Source organism: Mycobacterium sp. IDUB_9 (assembly GCF_055419505.1).
Map to the genome: position 1 here is coordinate 923,154 of NZ_JBVAXU010000001.1, position 21,638 is coordinate 944,791.

General features: G+C 67.8%; 17 protein-coding genes. 3 read left to right on the forward strand and 14 right to left on the reverse strand.

Features of this window, described 5'->3' with window-relative positions:
* Positions 1-67 precede the first annotated feature (67 nt).
* Genes eccCb through ACZY08_RS04535 form a run of 8 tightly spaced genes read right to left on the reverse strand, consistent with a single transcriptional unit; the run spans position 68 to position 10,563 of the window.
* A complete protein-coding gene (gene eccCb / locus ACZY08_RS04500; RefSeq protein ID WP_463743375.1) occupies positions 68-1,840 on the reverse strand; it encodes a type VII secretion protein EccCb in 1,773 nt (590 codons plus the stop codon).
* Entirely contained in the window at positions 1,837-4,068 is a 2,232-nt protein-coding gene (eccCa, locus tag ACZY08_RS04505) for a type VII secretion protein EccCa (protein ID WP_463743376.1), read from the reverse strand. Before eccCa ends, eccCb begins: the two co-directional genes overlap by 4 nt.
* Entirely contained in the window at positions 4,065-5,507 is a 1,443-nt protein-coding gene (eccB, locus tag ACZY08_RS04510; protein WP_463743377.1) for a type VII secretion protein EccB, read from the reverse strand. The genes eccCa and eccB overlap by 4 nt, the downstream gene beginning before the upstream one ends.
* Positions 5,508-5,510: 3 nt before the next feature.
* A complete protein-coding gene (gene eccA / locus ACZY08_RS04515; protein WP_463743378.1) occupies positions 5,511-7,235 on the reverse strand; it encodes a type VII secretion AAA-ATPase EccA in 1,725 nt (574 codons plus the stop codon).
* Positions 7,228-7,764, reverse strand: a complete 537-nt coding sequence (locus tag ACZY08_RS04520; RefSeq protein ID WP_463743379.1) for a YbaB/EbfC family DNA-binding protein — start codon at positions 7,762-7,764, stop codon at positions 7,228-7,230. The genes eccA and ACZY08_RS04520 overlap by 8 nt, the downstream gene beginning before the upstream one ends.
* A 14-nt stretch (positions 7,765-7,778) precedes the next feature.
* Complete coding sequence (locus ACZY08_RS04525; protein WP_463743380.1) at positions 7,779-8,627, reverse strand: ESX secretion-associated protein EspG; 849 nt, start codon at positions 8,625-8,627, stop codon at positions 7,779-7,781.
* A gap of 15 nt (positions 8,628-8,642) precedes the next feature.
* A complete protein-coding gene (locus ACZY08_RS04530; protein ID WP_463743381.1) occupies positions 8,643-8,954 on the reverse strand; it encodes a type VII secretion target in 312 nt (103 codons plus the stop codon).
* Between the two features lie 31 nt (positions 8,955-8,985).
* Positions 8,986-10,563 (reverse strand): EspA/EspE family type VII secretion system effector, encoded by a 1,578-nt coding sequence (locus ACZY08_RS04535; protein ID WP_463743382.1) that lies wholly within the window; start codon positions 10,561-10,563, stop codon positions 8,986-8,988.
* Between the two features lie 392 nt (positions 10,564-10,955).
* On the opposite strand from ACZY08_RS04535, the gene ACZY08_RS04540 reads away from it, so the two are divergent.
* A complete protein-coding gene (locus ACZY08_RS04540) occupies positions 10,956-12,479 on the forward strand; it encodes a MinD/ParA family ATP-binding protein (protein WP_463743383.1) in 1,524 nt (507 codons plus the stop codon).
* A gap of 10 nt (positions 12,480-12,489) precedes the next feature.
* Here ACZY08_RS04540 and ACZY08_RS04545 read toward each other — a convergent pair whose 3' ends face one another.
* The gene (locus tag ACZY08_RS04545) at positions 12,490-13,281 is read right to left on the reverse strand and encodes a transcriptional regulator (RefSeq protein ID WP_463743384.1); all 792 of its coding nucleotides are present in this window, start codon (positions 13,279-13,281) and stop codon (positions 12,490-12,492) included.
* Between the two features lie 385 nt (positions 13,282-13,666).
* On the opposite strand from ACZY08_RS04545, the gene ACZY08_RS04550 reads away from it, so the two are divergent.
* A complete protein-coding gene (locus ACZY08_RS04550; RefSeq protein WP_463743385.1) occupies positions 13,667-13,960 on the forward strand; it encodes a WhiB family transcriptional regulator in 294 nt (97 codons plus the stop codon).
* Between the two features lie 234 nt (positions 13,961-14,194).
* Here ACZY08_RS04550 and ACZY08_RS04555 read toward each other — a convergent pair whose 3' ends face one another.
* The gene (locus ACZY08_RS04555; protein WP_463743386.1) at positions 14,195-14,461 is read right to left on the reverse strand and encodes a DivIVA domain-containing protein; all 267 of its coding nucleotides are present in this window, start codon (positions 14,459-14,461) and stop codon (positions 14,195-14,197) included.
* Between the two features lie 45 nt (positions 14,462-14,506).
* Here ACZY08_RS04555 and ACZY08_RS04560 point away from each other — a divergent pair, with 45 nt between their 5' ends.
* The gene (locus tag ACZY08_RS04560) at positions 14,507-15,472 is read left to right on the forward strand and encodes a pirin family protein (RefSeq protein ID WP_463743387.1); all 966 of its coding nucleotides are present in this window, start codon (positions 14,507-14,509) and stop codon (positions 15,470-15,472) included.
* A gap of 4 nt (positions 15,473-15,476) precedes the next feature.
* Here the strand turns inward: ACZY08_RS04560 and ACZY08_RS04565 are convergent, their stop codons facing one another.
* The 4 genes from ACZY08_RS04565 to ACZY08_RS04580 form a co-directional block, all read right to left on the reverse strand.
* A complete protein-coding gene (locus ACZY08_RS04565; protein ID WP_463743388.1) occupies positions 15,477-15,986 on the reverse strand; it encodes a pyridoxamine 5'-phosphate oxidase family protein in 510 nt (169 codons plus the stop codon).
* 83 nt (positions 15,987-16,069) lie between these two features.
* A complete protein-coding gene (locus ACZY08_RS04570; RefSeq protein WP_463743389.1) occupies positions 16,070-17,227 on the reverse strand; it encodes a hypothetical protein in 1,158 nt (385 codons plus the stop codon).
* Between the two features lies 1 nt (position 17,228).
* Complete coding sequence (locus tag ACZY08_RS04575) at positions 17,229-19,694, reverse strand: GAP1-N2 domain-containing protein (protein WP_463743390.1); 2,466 nt, start codon at positions 19,692-19,694, stop codon at positions 17,229-17,231.
* Positions 19,691-21,619: a hypothetical protein gene (locus tag ACZY08_RS04580; RefSeq protein WP_463743391.1), complete on the reverse strand. Its 1,929-nt coding sequence runs from the start codon at positions 21,617-21,619 to the stop codon at positions 19,691-19,693. Before ACZY08_RS04580 ends, ACZY08_RS04575 begins: the two co-directional genes overlap by 4 nt.
* Positions 21,620-21,638: the final 19 nt, after the last annotated feature.

Here is a 21,638-nt window from a genome sequence, read left to right on the forward strand (position 1 = left end):
CCCCCGATCTCTTTGCTGGCGGGCCGCCGCCAGCGTTGCTGAGTGCGTTGGATAAATACTAACTGCCCTATTGGGGTGCTGCGAACACTTCTTCTTCGGGTGGATCGACATAGGCCGCCTGAATGACTTCCTTGCCTTCCGGCGCGACCATGAATGCCTGGCCAGGCGGCCTTTTCTTGACGATGATCTCCCGGGACGGGAAGTCGTTCTTCTCGCCGGAAAGGAACAAGGTCGGCGAACCGGCGCCATAGGCGGCACCCACGAACTTATCCATCGTCGCCCGGTGCGCCAGGCTCATCTGGCACGTCACGATGACGTGCAGCCCGATATCTGCCGCGGCCGGCAGTAACGGACCCAACGGCGCCATCGGCGACAACATGCCCGCGGCCGCGGTGATCATGTGCCAGTCGTCGACCAGCAGCACGATGTCCGGACCGCTCCACCACGACCGCGACCGCAGTTGCGAGGTGGTGAGGTCCGCCGGTGGCAACCGCTTCTTCAGGTTGGTGGCCAGCGCCTTGATCGACTCCTCCAGCGACGCGCTGTTGCGGTTGATCGCGCCGGCTGCCAGCAGATGCGACTCGGGAACCGCGTCGAGCAGGCCCGACCGGTAGTCGGCCAGCATGAACCGCACCTGGTCGGGACTGTTGCGACTGCAGATCGCCTTGGCCACTGCATGCGCGATGGTGGTCTTCCCCGACTTCGGAGCACCGAAGATCAGCAGATGCGGGGTCATGTTCATCTGGTTGTAGGCAACCGCGAGGTCCGACTCGCGCACCCCCAGCGGCACCTGCCAGCGAGTCCGGTAATCGGAATCGGCTCCCGGCGGGTTCGGGTCGAGCTGATGCAGGTAGATCTTCTCCGGCAGCACCCGCACCTGCGGCGCCTGGTCGGTGTACCGCGAGGCCACTTCCCGCACCGCCGCCGTGATCGCGTCGACGATGTTTGCGGAGCTGTGCACACCGTCCAGCCGAGGAACACCGATCATCAGGTGATGCTTCTCGAGGGAGACGGCGCGGCCCGGCCGGTTGGCCGGGATGTCCCGGGTGATCCGGTCGATCTGGGTCTCATTCACATCGCCCAGCCGGAACTCGATCTTGGTGCCCAGGTAGTCACGCACGCGTGACTTGAGCTCGGTCCAGCGCGGGGTCGAGATGATGACGTGCACGCCGTACGCCAGGCCCTGGCCGGCCAGATCCTGCACTGCCGGTTCCAGATCGGGGAAATCCGCCACGAACGCCGGCCAGCCGTCGATCACGAGGAACACGTCACCGAAGGGATCCTGCGCAGCCGGATTGTTGGGGTCTTCTCGCATCTCGCGGTAGGCCGAGACCGAGCCCACCCGGTATTGCTTGAACACCTGCTCCCGGGCCCTGAGCACGGCCTTCACCTCGGCCACCACCCGGTTGACCCGATCCGGTTCGGCACGGGTGGCCACGCCGCCGACGTGCGGCAGGTCTTCCATGTACATCAGGCCACCGCCGCCGAGGTCGATGCAGTAGAACTGCACCTGCCGCGGCGTATGGGTCGCCGCTGCCGACAGCATCAGGGTCTGGAGGAAGGTCGACTTGCCGGTCTGCGGGGCACCGCCGATCGCGATGTTGCCGCCGGCCGCCGAGACGTCGACGCCCCAGATGTCCTGTCGGTGCCTGCGTGGCTCGTCCATGATTCCCAGCGGGAAACGCAGTGGCTGACGCTGGTAGTCGCGCTCGAGCAACTCGTTGACCGGAGTCGGATCGGTCAGTGGCGGCAGCCACATCTTGTAGGCGCGGCTCTCACCGGTGCCCAACTGCCCGAGGACGACCTCACGCAAGACCCTCGGTTCAGCATCTGTACTCATGAGGTCACCGCCGTATCAAAAATCGGTGTCGTCGTGAACTGATGGATCCGCAGCCGGGCCTGACGCTGCGAGCGTGGCCTGACCTCGCCGTCGGCCGACTCCTCGACCTCGGGCACGTAGTTGGCTCCGGTCCAGAGGGTGCTGAACTTCACCGGGTCCTCCATACCCACCCGCAGGAAGCCCACGCCGCTCTCCTTGTTGGTGATGTACTGCGCCTCGGGCGTCCCGATCACCGCCTTGGACTCGGAAGAGCTGGTGGTACGCAACGCAATTCGGTAGGTGAGGTTCGGCTCGAGCTTGTCGATCCGAACGCCGCCGGTGTTCAGCGACTGGGTGGCCAGCAGCAGGTGCACGCGCAGCGACCGGCCCACGCGGCAGATTCGGTCGAACAGCTGGATGAAGTCGGGGTGGTTCTGCAGGAGTTCGGCGAACTCGTCGACCACCACGAACAGCGTCGGCAACGGCGGGAGGTCCGCGCCGCGCTCGCGATGCTTCTCGTACTCGGCCACACCGGACAGCGCACCCGCGGCACCCACCTGCATACCGGCCTGACGCAGGATCTGCTGGCGCCGGTCGAGTTCACCGGTGAGCACCTCGCCCATACGGCCGACCAGCTCGGCTTCCTCTTCCATGTTGGTGACGACGGCCGCGGTGTGCGGCAGCTTCTCCATACCGAGGAAGGTCGAACCGCCCTTGAAGTCGGTGAGCAGCAGGTTGATCTGGTCGGGATGGTGGGTGGCCACCAGCGACAGGATCATGGTGCGCAGGAACTCCGACTTACCCGAGCCGGTGGTTCCGATGAGCATCCCGTGCGGGCCGGCGCCGAACTCCGCGCCCTCCTTGATGTCCAGCTTCATGACCTCGCCGGACTTCAGCTCGTGGCCGAACGGGATCTTGAGCCGGTCGCGGTCGGTGTCGGTGAACATCCGCCAGCGGGCCGGGGTCACCTCCTCGACCGACTTGGCGCCCACCAGGTGGTGCCATTCCTTGGAGACCTTCTTCTGCACCCGGACGTTCTTGTCGATGATCGTTCCGGTGATCGACCAGCCCGCCAGCTTGCGGGCGATCCGGCCCGCCTGCGCCGGGGTCATCCGGTCGACGACCCGCGTGACTTCGCGGTAGTTCTGGTTCGGCAATTTATCGTCGGCCGTCCCGTCCGCGTCGACCCGCAACCGGTACGCCGACCCCCGGTGATTTCCGAGGGTGAGCACGGTGACCCCGGCCCGGCCGTCGACAGGGAAGCCGGCCTTGCCGCCTGTCAGGTCCACCACGATCACGTACGGGCCACCGGGCGCGGCGTCGGCGCTGTGCGGGCCGCGCGCGGTCAGATCGCTCAGACCGTCGGGGCGGGTGTAGACCAGGCGGGTGGGCCCGGCCGCATCGGTATCGGTCTGGTGCTGTACGTGCGGGAGCCACTTGAGCCACGCCCACTTCGGGTCTTCCGGGTTGTCGGTGAGCACCCGGATCTGCAGCAGGTCCGGCGGATGGAATACCGCCAGATGACAGATCATCGCGGTCAGCATCGCCGAGGCACCGTCGGCGTCTCCGCCCACGGCGATCGTCGGGAATGTCCGCAGCTGAACAAGTTTCGGGCAATCGTGGATCAGGCCGTGGGTACGCAGGAACTTGGTGACCCACATGTGGCTGACCGGTTCCAGGTGAGGCTGCGGCGCGCCCTGCGGGCCGGCCAGCTCACCGCTGGTGTTCGGCTTGAGCAGGCGGTCCACCGCGATCTCGGCGCCGATGCCGATGCGGGTGGCGGCGTAGAAGTCGGAGTTGGCCTGACGCGACCACTGCCGGTGGGTGCCGATGATCGACAACAAATCGTCGGGATGCGGTGCGTGGTAACCGAAGAACGCGACCTGAGCCGACGCCGACGACGTCACCCGCGTGCGCAGGCCGGCGAGGTACCGCAGGTATTCCTTACGGTCGGCGTTGATCTCGGGGACCTTTTTGCCCCCGCCGCCGCCACCGCCCATCATGCCGACGGTGCCCATGATCATCATCAACGGCATCATCAGCATGTACGGGGACAGCTGACGCACCCCGGTGAAGATCATGATCGCGATCATGCCGAGCATGCAGCCGCCCATGACCCAGGGCATGGCCTTCTGCATGCCCGACGGCGGGATCTCGATACCGAGGTCATCCGGTGCGGCGACGTTGATCTCGCCCGGTGTCAGTCGCGGCCCCCGCTTGATGGTGGGGGTGAACTTCTTGGTTGTCATGAGCCTTGCTTGCTTTCCACTTTGCGCGGATGGGGGTCGGCAGGCAGCGTGTCGTGCTCAAGCAGCGCCGCTTCCTTCGACAACACCGGGCCCTCCACCAGCAGCCCGACGACCTGCCACGGCGCGTTCACCGAACCGGACAGGCCCAGATTCTTCGCGGCATCGTCATTGGCGATGCCGTACCGCACTCCTTGCGGGTCGATGTAGTACAGGCTCTCGCCCACCCGGGGATCCGGTGACTGCAGCCGCACGAACTGGCCGCCTTCGATGTACACCGTTGCGTCACCGCCGATCTGGTCGATGCCGGTGCCGACCGCCGACGACGGGAGCGGCAACCGCCGGCCGGCGATCACGGTGGTCTTGGGTGCCTGATCGCCCGGTTCCCGCTGCCAGGCCCAGCACAGCACCGGCGAGTCCTGACGCAGCAGCACCTCGAGCGGCTTGTCCGGCAACGGCGAGGCGTAGACCTGCTCGGCGATCTTGGCGACCTGGCTGGCCTCCACCGACGGCGGCTTCATCAGGCCGTAGGAGTTGGTGGCGCGCAGCGCCGCCGCTGTGGTCTCGTTGACCCGGGCCACCCCGTCCGGCAACACCACATAGTGCTGCGGATCGGATTCGGTGGCCGTCTGGAACACCGAGCCGATCACCAAATTATCCGGCAGCCCAAAGGTATTCGGTGCTCCGGCGGCCGGAATTCCCGGCAGCTGCCAGGGCCCGCGATTGGCCAGCGCGTTGAACAGCCCTTCCGAGACCGGCGTGGCCTTCGCGGTGACCGGGATGCCCACAGCCGAGCTGATCGCCCGGTCCGACAGGTCGATGCTGTGCCTGCCGTCCTGGGTGACCAGCCAGTTGCCACCCTCGAAGGACACCAGCATGCCCTGGTTCGGGCGCATCGGGCCGACCGCGGTATCCGTTGCCAGCGACCTGATCAGAACCGAGGACTCCACCTTGGGCGCCGAGCTGTCGGGCTTGGCCACGGTGTCGCACAACGTCCACCGCGAGGCGGGCGCACCGGTCGGCGTGGCATACGGCGCACCGGGAATACCGATCGGCTGGCCCTTGGGCAACCGGTTCAGCTCCTCGGACTTCACCGCGGACGGGGTACCGGAATTACCGAGCGCCAGCCGCGCCGAGGTCAGGTTGTACACCGGGCGAAGCAGATTGCTTCCGGGCAGCATCACGTAGAGCTGATTGGTGGTGCGGTCCACCAACAACTGATCGCTGCCCTGCTTGCCCAGCGGCTTGAAGTACGCCATCAACCCGGCGCCGAGGCAGATCAGTACCGACACCACGACGCCGGCGAACACCGCACGGCTGTAGAACTGCAGCGGATCGTCGAACATCCGGGTGTCGCGGCGCACGATCGCGTGCTCGACGCGACGCAGCAGAAAGCGCCAGCCGCTGACCTGGACCTTGGTGGTGAGCCGGAAGCCTGCCATCGCTTATTCGCCGATATTCAGGCGACTGTGAACCGCCGCGATCGCCGCCGACATGTCGTCTCCGTTGACCTCGCTGAGCTGCTCGACGCCCAGGCTCTCGAAGTCCAGCGACCGGGACAGCCGCATGTCACGGTTCTGCTCACCGGCTTCCACCAGCTGCCGTGCGTAACGACCGTTACCGGCGATGTCCAGCGCGGGCTTGTTGTTGAGCGTGCGCTGGCTCAACAACGAGGCCGCCTCGTTGACCCGCTTGCAGGCATCGTCATCGAGCCACGAATCATTGGCCTTGGCAATGACTTTGGAGATCTCGACGATGTCGTCGGGCGAGTACGAGTCGAACTCGATACGGGTGGCGAACCGGGAACGCAGACCGTCGTTGGCCTCCAACAAGCGGTCGATGTCATTGCTGTAACCGGCGATGATGACCACCAGACGGTCACGGTCGTTCTCCATCCGGGCCAGCAGGGTGTCCAGCGCCTCCGTACCGAACGGGTCGGCACGGCCGTCACGCTCCTGCACCAGGGTGTAAGCCTCGTCGATGAACAGCACGCCACCCAGGGCACGGTCGATCGTCTTGGCCGTCTTCACCGCCGACTGGCCCTCGTACTCCGCGACGAAATCCTTACGCGAGGTTTCGATCAGCTTCGGCTCGGCGATCACGCCGAGCCCGGCCAGGATGTTGGCCACCACGCGCGCGATCGTCGTCTTACCCGTACCGGGCGGACCCGCGAAGATCATGTGCTTGGAGGTCTGGGCCACCTTCATGCCGCGCGCGGCCCGGATCCGCGCCATCTGCGTCGCCGCCCGGTACGCCTCGATCTGCTCCTTGACCCGGCTCAGACCGATCTGCTTGTCCAGCTCGGCCTGCGCCTCGGCCAGCAGCTTGTCCCGCCCGGAGGTATCGGCCACCACGCTGGACGGATCCCACGGATCGGTGCGGGCAGCGATCTTCTCAGCGGTCGTGGTCTCCAGCCGGTAAGCCGGATCACGCAGTGCTGCAGTAACTTTCGGCTCCGGGTAGTTCGCCTGCAACCATTCCAGGAGAACCTGGGCGGATTCCTCGTTGCCCTGGGCGCGCCGGGCCATCGCCAGGAACCAGGCGATGGCGCGTGAGCAGGCCGCCGCTGCGGGCGTACCGTCCGCGGCGGTGAGGCGCCGGTCCGCCTCGGTGAACAGCCCCAGGTTGGCTGCCGCCACGCCGTGGGCCACACCTGCCGCGGCAGCAAGGAACGTGTCCGGCCACTGGTCGGCGCCGCGCACCTGATCGATCACATCGGTCCAGCGTTGCGCCGCACCGTAGACCACCGCCTTGACCCAGGACACCAGGTGCTCGGACCCGCCGGCGGGGGCATCGTCCAAGGCCTCCATCGCGTCGGCGAAGTTACCCTCGGCCGCCTCCTGGACCGCGAAGCCCAGGGTGATCGCCAACGGCGAGTTGATCGGGTAGGAGATGTCCTTCCCGTAGATGCCGCCGATCGGGATCCGCGCGCCGACACCGTTCATCGAGATCTCGGCGGTACCGGCCAGTTGACCGAAGTTCGAACGTGAATACCAGGCCCGGAACAAAGTCACCCGGTCGGTGTCCCCACAGCGGATCCGACCGACCCACGCATCACAGGCGGTTTCGTCGTAATTGGTTATCTCGGTGAATATCTCGAGTGAGCGGGCCGGCGAGCCGGACAGCATGCCGACCGCGCTACCGAACATTCCAGCAAGGTGGTCAGCCATCGTCGCCTCCATAGCGGGTCGAAAAGACCTGGGCCCGAGCATCATCGGCTTGCTCCGGGGTGGGCAGATCCAGGTCACGGGTCAGAAAGTCGCGGGTCGCCGCGTCGTCGTGTCCATGCTCCCGCATTCCCGCGAGCATGAACGAGTACTGGGCGGACTTGGCCTGTTGAGCAGCCAGACCCGCGATCACCAGGATTTCCTCGGCGAGATCCCGTTCGGTCAGGGTGGTGACTTTCGGTGCCAACTCGATCTGGTGCACGCGGCCGTCCATGAACGCCGTCACCGTGACGGTTTCGGGCGGGTTGGTGACGGTGAACAGCGGCACCGTGAGTTGGTCGTCTTCAGCAGCGGGCACGTCCGAGAACCCGTCGCCGGATACCGCATCGTCAGCCGGCACGAAGTCGTCGTAGGTCCCGAGCGCGTCGAGGCCCGCCGCGTTCGAAGCGTCGTCCGCGTACGAGGAGTCCAGCGCCGAGAGGTCGTCATAGTCGTCATCGTCGTCCGGAGAATGTGGCGGAAAGTCACCCACCGTGGCGGCCTCTTTCAGTACGCGTAGGAGCTGTCCGGATCAGACTTGTCGAACCATGAAGCCGACGGCAGGAATTCGATCAAACCGTCCAAAGCCCGTTGCAGATTGTCCTTGGTCCCGGTCAGGAAGCTGCCGTAGAGCTCGCCGTTCACCCGGCGCGGGATGGACACGATGCGTCCCTGCTTCGAGTCGAGCACGCCCGCGGCCACGTCGACCTGAGCGATCGTGCCGCCCGGATTGCGCTCGGACACCACGAGCTCCACCCAGCTCTCCGGCTCGGAGATGATGTTCGCGTAGACCCGCGCCGAGGTCGGCGGGATCCCGTAGCCGGTCAGCTCGTCGGCGGTCCGGCAATTCGCCAGCGTCGCCGCAACCCCGGTCAAGGGCTCAACGCTGGCCGGCAACCCCTCGCCGAGCACGGTCATCACCATGCCGGCCAGACCCACCTGGGCGGCAACCCGCTGCAGCACCAGCATGTCGTTGTCGCGGGCCGCGACCACATGCCGACCGCCCTTGCGGCACACCACGAACCGGATCATCTTGCCGCCCGCGTCGCGACGCCACCAGCGCCCCTCCAGCGTGCGCTCGGGCCGGCTCAGCGTGTCGAGCATCGCCGCCACCTCGGGGTGCGGGTTACCGAAGACATCCAGCACGCCCTGGGCCGTGAGGTCACGGCCCACCTGTTCCCACACGATGTTCCGCAGATCGGGCTGCGGAATGTTCAACCGGATGCCCATCGAGGGCGGGAAATCGCTCAGCCCCAGCTTGTCCGCGACCACCAGGATCCCGTCGATGGTCAGCTCGACGCCGACGACATCGTCGATCGCCTGGGCATTCGCGTCTGCGCTGTAAGGAGTAGTCATGCGTCTGCTCCCCCTCTACCGAACGGTTCCACGCAGGGCGCCGGACATCGCCGAATCCGTCCGGTCGTACCCGGCCGCCGCGCGGGAGAGCTTCGCTCCGAGGTCACGCGACACACTGGCCAGACAAGTTCCCGCAGCTCGACGCGCGTTGAGCGCGGCCGCGACGGCTGAGGCCGTCGACGACGAAATCGGCCCGTGAGTGAGGCGTACCGCGGCGTCGACACCCTCGACCACGCCGGTCGCCACAGTCAGGCTGGTTGCAGCCTGGCCCTGCTTGGCCGATAGCTCCTGTAAATGCGCGGTGGCAACCCGCAAATCACCCGCCATGAAATTCCCCTCGATCCCTGTCCCCGAATTCTTACCTGTCGATCACGGCCGCAGATCCGGGTACACCGCGATCTAATGTAGCCGCCGCTGCCACATGCAGCTGGCCCTGCTCGAAATCCGCCCCGACATGCACCGGAGCCGGACCAGCCGCGGCACCGCCGGCGGCCATGGCCTCCAGGTCGGGCGGCAGCGTCTTGGCGGCCTCGCCATCCGCGCCGGCGCCCAGCGGATCGGCCGGCGCACCCGCAGAATCCGTGGCGGGCAGACCACCGGCCTCACCCTCCTCGGGCTCGCCCGCTCGGGCCTCGCCGTCCTCGCCGTCTTTCTCGTCGTCCTCGTCGTGCTCGTCTTTCTCGTCGTCCTCGTCGCGACCGTCCCGATCCTCGTCGTCCCGGCCGTCCCGGCCGTCAGTGTCGACGCCGGCGCTGTCCGACGCCTTGTCGAGCTGGTCGGCGACGGGACCGCCCGCTTGCCCGGCCGCCTGGCTGGCCATCTGCGCCGCCTGCGTCCCGGCCTGGGTGGCCGCCTGCGCAGCCTGTCCGGCAGCCTGGGTGATGCCGCCGAGTATTCCGCTCAACGGGCTGACCAGTGAGCCCAGGATCCCGCCGAGGGCGCCGGCCGCATTCGTCGCCGCATCCTGCGACGGGGACCCCGTACCTGACATGCCGGCGGGCATCGAAGGCGTCGACGGAGCACCTCCTCCTCCGCCTATCCCTCCGCCGGTCGAGGGGGCACCGCCGCCCCCACCCGCCGGAACAGCTCCACCCGACGGAGCACCGCCGACCGACGGAGCACCATCGCCGCCAGTGGGTCCTCCCGGATCCGTGGCCCCGGGATCTTCCGGCGCGGTGGGCGGCTGAGGGTCACCGGCCGGCGGCTCGAACTCCGCACCGGTGGGGGTGGCGCCGCCGGCCAAGGTTTCGTACTGCGTCGCTGCGGTCTGCAATACGGCCGCGTTCTCATCGATGTGACCGCACAGAGTCCGCAGATCGCTGTGGGACTCGCCGACGGCCTTGGCGACCATCGCGAACTCCGCCGTCATCTGGGCGGCCGGCCCGAAACCCGGAACGATTCCCGCGCTCGTTGTGAGCAGGCTCATCGCGCCCAGCCAGTCAGAGTGTCCGTCGAGACTGTCGCGGGTAGCCGCTATCTGGCCGGCTTCGGTGGACAGCACCCCGGCCACCATGGTGTCCAACCCGAGCATCGTCTGGACCCGGCCGACCTGTTCGCCGTTGCGGCCCGCGTAAGCACTGGCCCCGCTGCTGTCCCAGCTGTCGTCGGGGAAAGCCGACACCAACACCTGCCCTACCGCGCCCATCTTGTCGGCCCCCGCACCGAAACGTTGCCCGTTCTCCGGATCGCCCACTCCGGTGCTGCGCTTCATCGACTCGATGGTCTGCTGACCGGCGACCAGGATCGGCGACCGGGCGGCTCTGATCAGACGCCCACCGATCTGCGATGCGAAGAAGTTGGCAGCCTGCTGGCTGAGATCGGCGCCGACAGTGTTGCGAACGATGAACTCTCCGACCTTCGCGGCTCGCTCGGTCCACTTCAGATTGTTCTCGATCACGCCTTTGCCGATATCGGCAATATCCCCCAGCAGTCCCATACCCCGCATCCCCTTCGCCGGAACAGAGATTACCAGCGCATCCGACCCGGTCAGCGCACCAATTTCGCGCCTCCGACGGGCTCCGGACGACCGTCTTCTGACCCGTTCTGACCACTACTTATGGCAGTGAACGGCCGCTTTTCCGGGAGCACCCGAAGGGCTGGGCGGCATGCTCGTGTGGCGTCCCCGGGGCGTCGGCCAAAGGGCAGTTCGGACTGCCTCCGGGCACACCACCCACCCCCTTTTCCACCCACCGCGGGGTTTGCCATCAAAATTTGCTGCGCCGTTAGTTCGGCCGGATTACGGGCGGATCATGCAAGCCGGACGGGTTGTAGTCGATACTTGAACACGGTCAAAGTTCCCTTACGTGAGTTCGATGAGGAGATTCAGGCGTGCCCGACCCCGACGACACCTTGCGTAGAGAGCTCGGCTGGACGGGGCCGGAGGAATCACACTTCGAACCCGACACCCGGCCGACCCGCCGCAAACCACCCGAGCCGCCGCCGTCGATACCTGGACGGCCCCCGGTGGATTTCGTGCCGTCGAAGGCCCCGGCCAGTTCCGACTCCGACGATTCGAGCCCATCGCAAGTCGTCCCCGTCGACCGCGACGCCGAGCGCGCCCGCAGCACCTTCCGGGAGGCGCCCCCCGCACCGCCGGCAGCGCCGGCACCGCCGCAGCAACAGGCGCCGCCGCCTCCTCCTCCTGCCCCGCCCGCGCCTCCGCAACAACCGCACGACACCCATCAGGCACCGCCCAACCAGGCACCACCGAACATGGGCCATCCCGAACACCGGCCGGATGCGTGGGAGCAGAACCCGCCCGGCTGGCAGCTCCCGTCGCAGCGTCCGCCCGGCCCCGGGGGCCCGCCACCGCAGCGGCCCTACGGACCACCACCCGGTCAGCCCTGGCCCGCCGAGGGCGGATTCGCACCGGACCCGGGAATGCCCGCACCCGGCGTACCGCCCCTGCCGACCGGGTCCTACGCCGACCGCATCCGGGTCAATGACCTGGTTCCGCCGAAGCGTCAGCCACCGAGCAGCGGTTGGCGGCTGTTCATGTACCGGGCCACGTTCGGAATGGTCAATCCCGGCCCGTCGCCGGAAGACCTTCGGGTCGCCGAGCTGGAGACCAAGATCAAGGGACTCCTGCGCGGCCACTACAAGGTCGGGGTGATGGGCAAGGGCGGGGTCGGCAAGACCACCGTCTCGGCCAGCGTCGGCTCGATCTTCGCCCAGTTGCGCCAGGACGACCGCGTGGTGGCCATCGACGCCGACACGTCATTCGGCAAGCTCGGCAGCCGCGTCGACCCCCAGGCCCAGAGTTCGTACTGGGAGCTGGCCAACGACAAGCACCTGGACTCGTTCGCCGACGTGCGCAGCCGCGTCGGCACCAACGCCGCGGGGCTTTTCGTCCTCGCGGGCGAAGGCACCCCGGCCCGCCGCCGGGTGCTGGACGCGGCCATCTACCGCGAGGCCACCACCCGTCTCGACAGGCACTTCTCCATCTCGGTGGTGGACTGCAGTTCCACCATGGACTCGCCGGTGACCCAGGAGGTCCTGCGCGACCTCGACGGTTTGATCGTGGTGTCCTCCCCGTGGGTCGACGGCGCCGCCACCGCCGGGCAGACGCTGGACTGGCTCGCAGCCCACGAGATGACGGAACTGCTGCAGCGCACCGTGGTGGTGCTCAACGACTCCGACGGCCACGCCGACAAACGCACCCGGACGATCCTGGCCGGACAGTTCTCGGGTCAGGGCCAGCGGGTGATCGAGGTCCCGTTCGACGGGCATCTGCGGCCCGGCGGCGTCGTCGACCCGCGGGAGATGTCGACGCCGACCCGGCGCCGGTTCCTGGAGATCGCCGCGGCGCTGGCCGAGCACTTCCCCACCCATGACGAGCGACGGGACCGCTGACAGGGCGTGCTCAGCGCATCGCGCCGATCAGCGCCTCCAGGGCGTGGACGGCGGCCGCGTCGACCGGGTACTCGGCCTCGGCGCGCGCCACGATGTCCTCGGAAACGCCTGCGGCCGTAGCGGTTTCACTGATCGTGAGATTCGACTGCCGGCGCGCGGCATACAGCCGCTGCCCGAGCGTGGCACCGGGCGCGGTGGCGGCAAGGGTGGTCAGCTCATCGATCTGGCGCCGCACCGCACTGAGCGCCTTGATCAGTGCCGGGGTCACCATGCTGAGCCGCGCCGCACGGGCGGCCACCGCCTCGAGCTGACGCAGGTCAGCCAGTACCGACGTGACCCGCGGCGTGAACTCCGGTGCCCCGACGGCCGGCAACGTGGCGATCGTCGACTCTAGGGTGCTCACCGCGGTCAGGACCGCCTGGGCAATCAGGGGTACCTCTTCGCTGGCCGGCGGGGTGGTCGCCAATCGCACGGCGGCAGGTTGCGCGGTGACCACAGTTGGCGGCTCGACGTGCGCCGGAGCAGGCATGGTCGGATCGGGTACCGGCCCACCCTGTCGCAACCGGGCGATCGTGCCCGGCGGCCAACGCAACACCTCTTCGAGCTTGAGCCGGGTGCGCTCGCGGGGCCAGCTGCGGCCTTTCTCGAACGCGATGAGCGCTCCGGCGTTGATGATTCCGTCGGCGGCCAAGCTGCGCTGACTGATGTCCAGTTCGCGGCGCCTCGCTGCGGCTGCAGCGCCAGCGCGAATAAGTCCGACATCGAACTCACCAGTGGCGAGATCGTACTCAGCGTCGGTCATACGGGGCTGTTCCTCGCCGATGTGCTCGGCTTCAGCGCGAGTGCCGAAGCGGTTGCCGGGACCTGTCAATCCTAACCCCAGACCGAAGCACCGCTACACCTTGGTTTCTTTTCATCTGTAGCAAACAACCTCGACGCTACGGCTTCTCGGCCGGACGAACCGCAGCCCTGCTACGGGTACATCGAAGTACCCACAGGCGGTCTGACGTGCACATTTGGATCCATACCGACTTTCCGCTGGTGATTACGCATCGTTACCAATGCAAATTTCCGTAGCGTTGCACCGCTGCGGTTTCGTTCAAACTGTTGCATCGCTACGGTTGTTCCTATAGCGTTCCCCTCACCGCGGTACACACCGCAACAGGAGCCCTCACAGGAGCAGCAGCATGAACGCACTCATGGCCAACGGCATCCCGCTCGGTATCTGCACCAGCAACCCGGAGCGGTGGACCTCAGCCCCCGACGACCAGGCCAAGGTCATCTGCCGGGAATGCCCGCGGCGCTGGCTTTGCGCCCGCGAGGCCTGCGAACTGCCCCGCGCTGAAGGACTTTGGGCCGGCATCATGGTCCCCGAGGCGGGCCGTGGCCGCAGCTTCGCGCTCAAACAGCTGCGATCGCTGGCCGAGCGCAACGGCTACCCGGTGCGCAAGCTCGGCCTGGTCTTCCCCGAAGCCGCCTGATCCGCTCACGCAACAGGGGTTTCACCAGTTCTTCTGGCCTTCTCCCTGCCGATTCGAGGGGACGGCAGGGCGGGGGCGAGTTTCCACTGGGGGAGGAATAGGGGCCCGGGGTGTGTCGTTACACCCTCGGACGGTGTCGGGCATTGCCCCGGGCCCCACACCAGAACCGTCGCTTCGAGCGACCACTCGCCGCGAGGCGCAGTGCCGGCACCGTCCCCTACTTCTTCTTCTTCGCTACCGCTCGAGCGTGACGACCACCGCATCGAGCAAACTGTCCACTTCGTCTTCGTCATAGCCGCGCTGAAACATCGGCGGCTTCGGGAACACGATGTTGCGGACATCATCGGGCCCCAGGTGCCCGCGCCCGTCGAGCCGGCGGGCGACCAACGCCAGAAAATCGTCGACCGACTTCTTGTCGTAACCCCGCTTGCCCAGCGGCGGCTTCGAAAATTCGGTGCTGCGAACACTTTCGGCAGTCAGTCCCCCGGTCATGCCGGACATGCTAACCGTGCGCCGGTTCGGCCGAACGCGGTTACCGTGAGGTTCATGAGCAACACCGACACCGCGCCTGCCGAAGTCACGTGCGCCAACTCGGAGTTCACCGGGGTCTTACACCCGCGGGAGGTGCCGCTGGGCGGACCGCGCGCGATCCTGGTCCGGCGCACCCTGCCGCAACGGGACCGGTCCATGATCGGTGCCTGGTGTTTCGCCGACCACTACGGCCCGCACGACATCCGGACCAGCACAGGCATGGACGTACCGCCCCATCCGCATACTGGATTACAAACGGTCAGTTGGCTTTTCGAGGGCCTCATCGAACACCGCGACAGCGCCGGAGTCCACGCCATGGTCCGACCGGGCGAGCTCAACCTGATGACGGCCGGCGCCGGGATCTGCCACTCGGAGGTCTCGATGCCCGAGGCGCCGATCCTGCACGGCGTGCAGCTGTGGGTGGCCCTGCCCGATGCCGCCCGCGACACCGGACGCGACTTCGCGCACTACGCACCGCCACCGCGGACCGTCGACAGCGCCACCCTCCGGGTGTTCCTCGGCGAGTTGGCCCCGTCGCAGTCGCCGGTGCACACCTTCACGCCGCTGCTGGGCGCGCAGATCGACCTCGAGCCGGGCGCCGAGCTGACGCTCGACGTCGACCCGTCCTTCGAACATGGCGTACTGCTCGATCAAGGTGCGATCGAGGTGTGCGGCACGACGCTGGCGGTCGCCGATCTGGGATATCAGGCCCCCGGACGTTCGCAGCTGCAGTTGGTCAACCGCGGCGTGGGTCCGGCCCGGGCGCTCCTGCTCGGCGGGCCACCGTTCACCGAGGAACTGGTGATGTGGTGGAACTTCGTCGGCCGCAGCCACGACGACATCGTGACCTACCGCGAACTCTGGCAGGCCGACGATGCACGCTTCGGCGATGTGCAGGGTTACCGCGGCAACATCGCGCGGCTACCAGCCCCGCCCTTACCGAACGGACGGCTCAAGCCCCGTCCGCGTCCGGCGGGCTAGGCGTTCAGGTACTCGCCCCCAAATACTGCGCCGTACTGCCGCCCACCGGCATCTCGGGCAGCCCGAGCTTGCGGTGGTCCCAGCTGCGCAGCCGGCTGGGCACCACCCGCACCGCGATGCGGTTGTTCATCATCTGGTCGACGAACGGGCGCATCTCCTCGGTGTAGGGACCGGTGTAGCGCTCCCACACGCTGATACCCACGCGCAGAATGGTTTCCGGATCGTCGACGATCTCGGCGGCCCCGTCGATCGACACCCCGCGCAGCGTGTTGTAGGTGTCGCCGTCCTCGATCATCACCGTGATGGTGGGGTCGCGACGCAGGTTGACCGCCTTCTGAGACTTGGCTTTCGTCTCGAACCAGATCTCACCGTCGAGCACCGCGTACCACATGGCGACCAGGTGAGGCCGGCCGCTGGGCAGCACCGTGGCCATCGTCGCGGTCCGGCTGCGCTCGATGAATTCGGCGATCTCATCGTCGCTCATGACGATCTTCGTGCGCTCGTTCTTGCCCACCTGTCACCTCTCTGATCGGTCAGCCCACCATAGCCACGGCCGCACAGTCACCCGCGAACGCGGTCGGTTACCGGGCCGACGGGCTACAACACACCGAACTGTGAGGTCACCCAACGCACCGGATCCACGCACCGGAACGGGGCAATACCCCTGGCGTGCAACCGGTTTCCGGTGGGCGGATGCCCGAGTGCGGACACCGCGAAGTACCGGCTGGCCAGCCGCGCACCCGCGGACGGGTTCTCCACGGCCGCCACGATCGAGCCGCCGTGCAGGCGGACCAGCAGGCTGCGCACCTCCTGGTCGAGCAGTTGAGCGTCGACGTCGTCGTACTGCTTGCCATCGGAGGTGTCCCGCAGGAAGGCCGCTCCCCCGTTGGACATGACGAGCGCCCACTCCGAACCCTGCACGTCGCGCAGCGCCCGCAAAACGTCGAACTTGGACAGGATCACCGCCAGCTTGGGCTGACCCGGGTTGACCGCCAACAGCAGATTGCCCAGGACGGAACGGGGCTCCCCACCGCTGAACGGCTGGGGGGGCAGGAGATCCTGCAACTGATCGCGGATGGCCTTGACCCGCAGCGGGTCGAACATGAAGAACACCGCATCGGCGTGGCTGAAGAACTGGAAGGGCGGCGCGCGAAGGTCACCGTTCTCCAGGTCCTCCCCCGCCACGTCGCGAAGTACCAGGAACCGGCGCACGCCGTGCCAGACACCGATCGAGAACACCAGGGGCTCACGCTGATTCGGGGCCTGGGTGTGCACCGTCGGGGTGGGGGGCAACAGCCCCCGCTGCACATACAGCGGCCCCTCGTAATTGGTCGCGTAATTCTGGGCGGTGGCCCGGGTGACCGGTTCCAACACCACACCGAACCGCTCGCAGAGCAGTTCCAACTGCTTGATCAGCACGGCGATGTAGAGGCTCTTGCCCGTCGCCCGCGCGCCGGCCAGCGCGATGCAGATGGCATGGCCCTCCCGAAAACCCTCGGGGAGGGTGAAGTGGCAGACCGGACATATCTCCACCGCGGCGCCCTGCAACGCCCGGTTCGCCTCCGACGTCGGCGGCGGCGGACCGTTGTAGCCCGGGCTCCGGGTCCAGGTGTACAGCGGGCCGCAATCGGCGGGTGCACCCACGTAGGCCGAGGCGACATCGTCGCGGTACCGGGTACCACCGGACTGGGCAGGCAGCGTCCACAGATGGTTGTTGGGACTCAACAAAGTGAAGCAACGCGGGCATTTACTCATGTCAGCCCCGGCTCCCCCTCAGTCGCTCCGCCAGCGACGGACTCTCACTTCGCCGCGTCAGCAACCTGTTCACCATCTTTCGGTACCCGCGCATCGTCCCCTCAGAAGAATCACCCGACAACTGCGCCATCAACACCACCACGGACTCGGCGTCGGCGCCTCCCATGGTGGCAGCCAGCTTCCCGGCCAGCACGCCCGCGAGCTGATCCACGGGATCAAGGACATAGGCGGCGGACTCGGCTGCCGCGGTACGCAACAGGCTGACCGCCATCACCGTCACCGGCGCCAGCAGACCACCGTCGACGAGCGGTAGTACGCGAGCCACCGCCTTTGCGCCGCAGCCGGTTTCGGCTGCCAACGCGTTGCACGCCGGCGGATAGGGCTGCCCGGCGAGCACACCCAACAGCGCGAACGCGAGCAGCCGCACCGAGAAATCCGGGTGGACAGACTCGGGTTCCACCTCGGCCAGCACCTGACCCCACAGCGGCACATAAGAGCTCTGGTGGGTCTGCAGGTAGCGCTGCTGCAGCCAGTCCCGCGGCTCGATGTGACGAACCGCCGCGCAGGCCACCACCACACCGTCGCCGTCGTCGTTGTCGTCGATCACCTTGCCGGCCAACTGATACAGCGCGGCCGAATCCGCGGCACCCACGAGCGTGCGTACCGCAGCCCGGCCCGGCAGCGGTTCGGCACCGACGGCCAGCAGCAGATCCGACGGATTCCAGACCGAGGCCGCCGCGGCGGCCTCGAACTTTTCCGGCTCGGTCAGCCGCAGCCACCACAACTGCGCACCGGCATCACCCGGGTACCGAGCTCCGCGACGACGCGACCGCAACCCGCGCAGGGCAGCGCGGATCCACACCGAATCCCAGGGCTGGGCACGGGCGAGTTCGGCGGGCTCGGGCACCGGGCCGGCATCGGCGAGCCAGTCCAGGAGGTCGTCGCCGATGGCGCTGCCGTCGGAATCGCCGTCGCGCAGCAACCATGCGCCCAACGACAGCCGATCGGCGGCGGCGATCGAACCGCGCACCCCCGGATCGGCCAGGCCGGGCACCACATCGGTGACCAACGCCGCCTGCAGGCGATCATCGACGACGCCGGCCCGCAACAGGAGGTCAACGACCCTCAGCAACCGGTCGGCGCCCAGCTGACGGGCCCGATCCAGGGCCGGCCCGATGGCCACCCGTAACGACGAAGGCGTTGGTTTCCCGTGAAACATTCTCGGCCCCAACGGGATTGGTCCGTCTTGGGCCATCCACGCGTCATCGACGATGGCCCGGGCGAAGTAGGTGGCGTCGGCGTACGTCGCCCCGGCCCCGTCCGGCAACTCGTGCCGCACCCGCCAGGCGTCGGCTGTGGTGACACCTACCACGGCCGAGAGCACATCGGCGATGATGTGGGCGGCCTCGGACCCGACCAGCGCACCCGCCGGAGAATACGCGGCGATCACCTCGTAGGCCTCGGCCTGGGCGTCGGCGAATTCCGGGTGTCCGGCCACCGCCATCGCGATCGGCCAGGCCGGATGCAGCCCGTCGTCGCGTACCTGGCTGGACAACGTGTCGATGTCATCGAGAACCCCGCGCGCCGAGGCCACATCGAGCAGCACCACCTGCGCCATCACCGACCACCGGGTCACCTCGATCCGGTGCCCGCCCGCCGTGCGGTGCGGATCGCCGCCGAGCTCACCCAGCGACACGTTCTCGGATTCGCTGATCAGCACCAGGCCCGGTTCGACCGCGGAAAGGTCCTCGATCGGCACCGCGCTCAGCACCTGACCGCCGTGCAGCGCAACCTGCTCGGCGCGATCGAACGTGGAAAAGCTCAGCCTCGCCGCGGTTCCCGGCGACATCAGGAAACTCACCAAACCGATCCACTGTGCCGCCGCGTCCGGGGACTGCACACCCAGCACCACGGGCGGCCCACCCTCCAGCGCCGCAGCCACCGCATCCAGGAGCGCGAACAGCGTCGCCAGCCGCCAGGTGGTGGTATCCAGTGCGAACGCGACCGCACTGTCCTTGGTCACCGCAGCGCCCAGCTCCGGCAGGTCCCCGGGGAGTTCGGCACGGGCCACCGCGGCGGCGCCGTATGGCTGCAGCCAATGCGGCGACCGCCAACGCTGGATCGCCCGGCAGCGTGGATGGGTGTCGGGCGCGCGATCCAACAGCACGTGGGCGAACACGTTGCCCGGCCGGCCCGTGCTGTCCGACCCGGCCGGAAAGGTGTGCCAGTAGCCGGCGCCGTCAGGGCCGTGGCGGTAGGCCAGCCGGCGCGGACCCTGCTCGAGCTGCTCGGGGGTGGGGAAATCAGGCGGCTGCCCCACCGGCCGGAAGACCGTGTGCACCCCGGCCATCAACGCCTGCGTCTCCTCGGGCGTGAGCCCACCGCTGGTTTCCTTCAGCTGCCAGCCACCTGTGGTCCCGACGGCATCGAAAGACGTGTAGGCGAGCTGGCCGTAGCGCGACGTCATAACACCGTCGCGGTGAGCTGCAAGGTCTGCGCCGGCGGGTCCAGCAATGCGACGGTGCGCAGCTGGAGCGGGTCGGTGATATTCAGGAACAGCCGGATCCAGCCGTGCAGGCCACTGACGTTGGCGGCCCACAGTTCGCCGGCGCCCGACGCCGTCGCCGCCGTCCAGCGCAGATGTTTGGACGGGTGATCCGCCAACTGCCCCTGCGCGTCCAGCGGCGCGACGTCGACCGGTTGACCGTCGTGCACGCTCAGCGGCATCCGCTGCGGGTTGTTGACCAGAACGAACGCCGGCGAGCCCGGCACTTCGTATTCCGAACGCACCGCGACGGTCGCCGTGGTGGGGTAACCGGCTGCGTCGCGCCCGATCCGCACCGCGTACTGCAGCCTCAACATGCCGGCGTACTCGATGCTGGCCACCGGCCCGGTGACCCGTCGCCCACCGGAGAACGCGACCGGCGCCAGGTGCAGTGAACATCCGCCCACCGGAAGTTCACCGGTCAGGTGCATGCCGCCGTACTTTTCGTAGTCCTCCAACGAGATCTCGAAGGACCTGCCGGTCAGTCCGGTCCGGGGGTCGTGCCCCTTGGGTGCCAGGGTCGCCACGACGCCGGCCGCGCCTGCCGGCCATTCGAACGTCAACACCTGCTTGTTGCAGTACTCGACGAGTTCGACATCGCGGATGGTTCCGGTGTGTACCGCCGACACGGTGCGGCCCAGCACGGCCCGCCCGGCCAGGATCGTCACCGGCGTGACGTAAGCCCGGCTCCATCCCTGCGGCCAGGGCACCCCGGTCATCAGCGTGCGGTTACCGCCGTCGGGTTGCGCCTGATTCGCCACCGGCCGCTGCAGCCGCAGGTCCGGGGCCAGCCCCACCTGCTCGAGCGCGTTCTCGGGAAGTTCGGTGGACACCCCACCGGCGCTGGGACCGGTCTGGCTGAGATAGACGGCCACCTCTGCTCCGGGAGACGCCCAGGACACGTCGAACGACTCACCGTCGAAGGCGGTGTCCACCGAGATGTCGGTGACCGCCGCCAGTACCGCCGACACCTCGACGTCGGCGTCGACCGGCTCGGACAGCTGCACGACCCCGTCGACGTCGACCGCGGCCCGCACCCGGTAGCGATAGCGCATACCCCGCGCGGCCCCCGAGTCGACGAAACCGGTCCGGTGCTCACCGTCGGCAAGAATCCGGTAGCGCGACTCGTCGATCACCGGCCCGTCGACCTCATCGAGCGGGATGCGGTACACGTGTACGGAGCTCGCCGCGGGCGGCGCCGTCCACTTCCCGATCACCAGGCCGCCGTCCTCCCGGATGGACACGTCACCGGGCAGGGCGACCAGCACCCCGCCGGCATGCAGCACCGGCCGAGTGCTCAGGGCATCCGCGCGCGAAGTTCCGGTGATGACCCAGACCTGGTAATAGCGCACGGGTCCGGTCAACGGCCGATCGTCACTGGCTGCCGACAACGGCGTCGCGGCAACGAGGTCGGCGTTCTCCGGTGATCGGGGCGCCCGGTCCTCGGCACTGACGACCCGGTACAGCACCACTCCCCCGTTGGCCTGATAGTCCGGCCAACTCAATTCGACGACCCCGGGACGAGTCTCGCCGTGGCGGAACGCGATCGGGTGCACGTCACCGGCTGCAGACGACGCCGGCTGCGGCGGACTGCCCGGGGCCCCGGATTCCAGCTCGGCGAGCAGCCGGGCCATCTCCTCGGCGTGCTCGGCGACCGAGCCGGGCAACATCTCGCGGATCTGCTCGACGTCGGTGCGCCCGGACCGGAGCACGAGCCGCAGATGGGCTTCCTTGAAACTGCGAGCCGCGACCGCGCCGGAATCGACCAGCTGCTGACGCCAGGCCAGCAACGGCGCCAGCCGGGGATCCGCGTCGTCGGAATCGTCGACGGGATACAGATCGGGCATCAGAACACCAAATCCCCGC

Excerpts from the sequence above, each read along its gene's own strand:
- ACZY08_RS04525 (WP_463743380.1), bottom strand. The coding sequence starts at position 8,627 with ATGACTACTCCTTACAGCGCAGACGCGAATGCCCAGGCGATCGACGAT.
- ACZY08_RS04560 (WP_463743387.1), top strand. The coding sequence starts at position 14,507 with ATGAGCAACACCGACACCGCGCCTGCCGAAGTCACGTGCGCCAACTCG.
- eccA (WP_463743378.1), bottom strand. The coding sequence starts at position 7,235 with ATGGCTGACCACCTTGCTGGAATGTTCGGTAGCGCGGTCGGCATGCTG.
- ACZY08_RS04535 (WP_463743382.1), bottom strand. The coding sequence starts at position 10,563 with ATGGGACTGCTGGGGGATATTGCCGATATCGGCAAAGGCGTGATCGAG.
- ACZY08_RS04580 (WP_463743391.1), bottom strand. The coding sequence starts at position 21,619 with ATGCCCGATCTGTATCCCGTCGACGATTCCGACGACGCGGATCCCCGG.
- ACZY08_RS04570 (WP_463743389.1), bottom strand. The coding sequence starts at position 17,227 with ATGAGTAAATGCCCGCGTTGCTTCACTTTGTTGAGTCCCAACAACCAT.
- eccB (WP_463743377.1), bottom strand. The coding sequence starts at position 5,507 with ATGGCAGGCTTCCGGCTCACCACCAAGGTCCAGGTCAGCGGCTGGCGC.
- ACZY08_RS04545 (WP_463743384.1), bottom strand. The coding sequence starts at position 13,281 with ATGACCGACGCTGAGTACGATCTCGCCACTGGTGAGTTCGATGTCGGA.
- ACZY08_RS04550 (WP_463743385.1), top strand. The coding sequence starts at position 13,667 with ATGAACGCACTCATGGCCAACGGCATCCCGCTCGGTATCTGCACCAGC.
- ACZY08_RS04555 (WP_463743386.1), bottom strand. The coding sequence starts at position 14,461 with ATGTCCGGCATGACCGGGGGACTGACTGCCGAAAGTGTTCGCAGCACC.
- eccCb (WP_463743375.1), bottom strand. The coding sequence starts at position 1,840 with ATGAGTACAGATGCTGAACCGAGGGTCTTGCGTGAGGTCGTCCTCGGG.
- ACZY08_RS04575 (WP_463743390.1), bottom strand. The coding sequence starts at position 19,694 with ATGACGTCGCGCTACGGCCAGCTCGCCTACACGTCTTTCGATGCCGTC.
- ACZY08_RS04530 (WP_463743381.1), bottom strand. The coding sequence starts at position 8,954 with ATGGCGGGTGATTTGCGGGTTGCCACCGCGCATTTACAGGAGCTATCG.
- eccCa (WP_463743376.1), bottom strand. The coding sequence starts at position 4,068 with ATGACAACCAAGAAGTTCACCCCCACCATCAAGCGGGGGCCGCGACTG.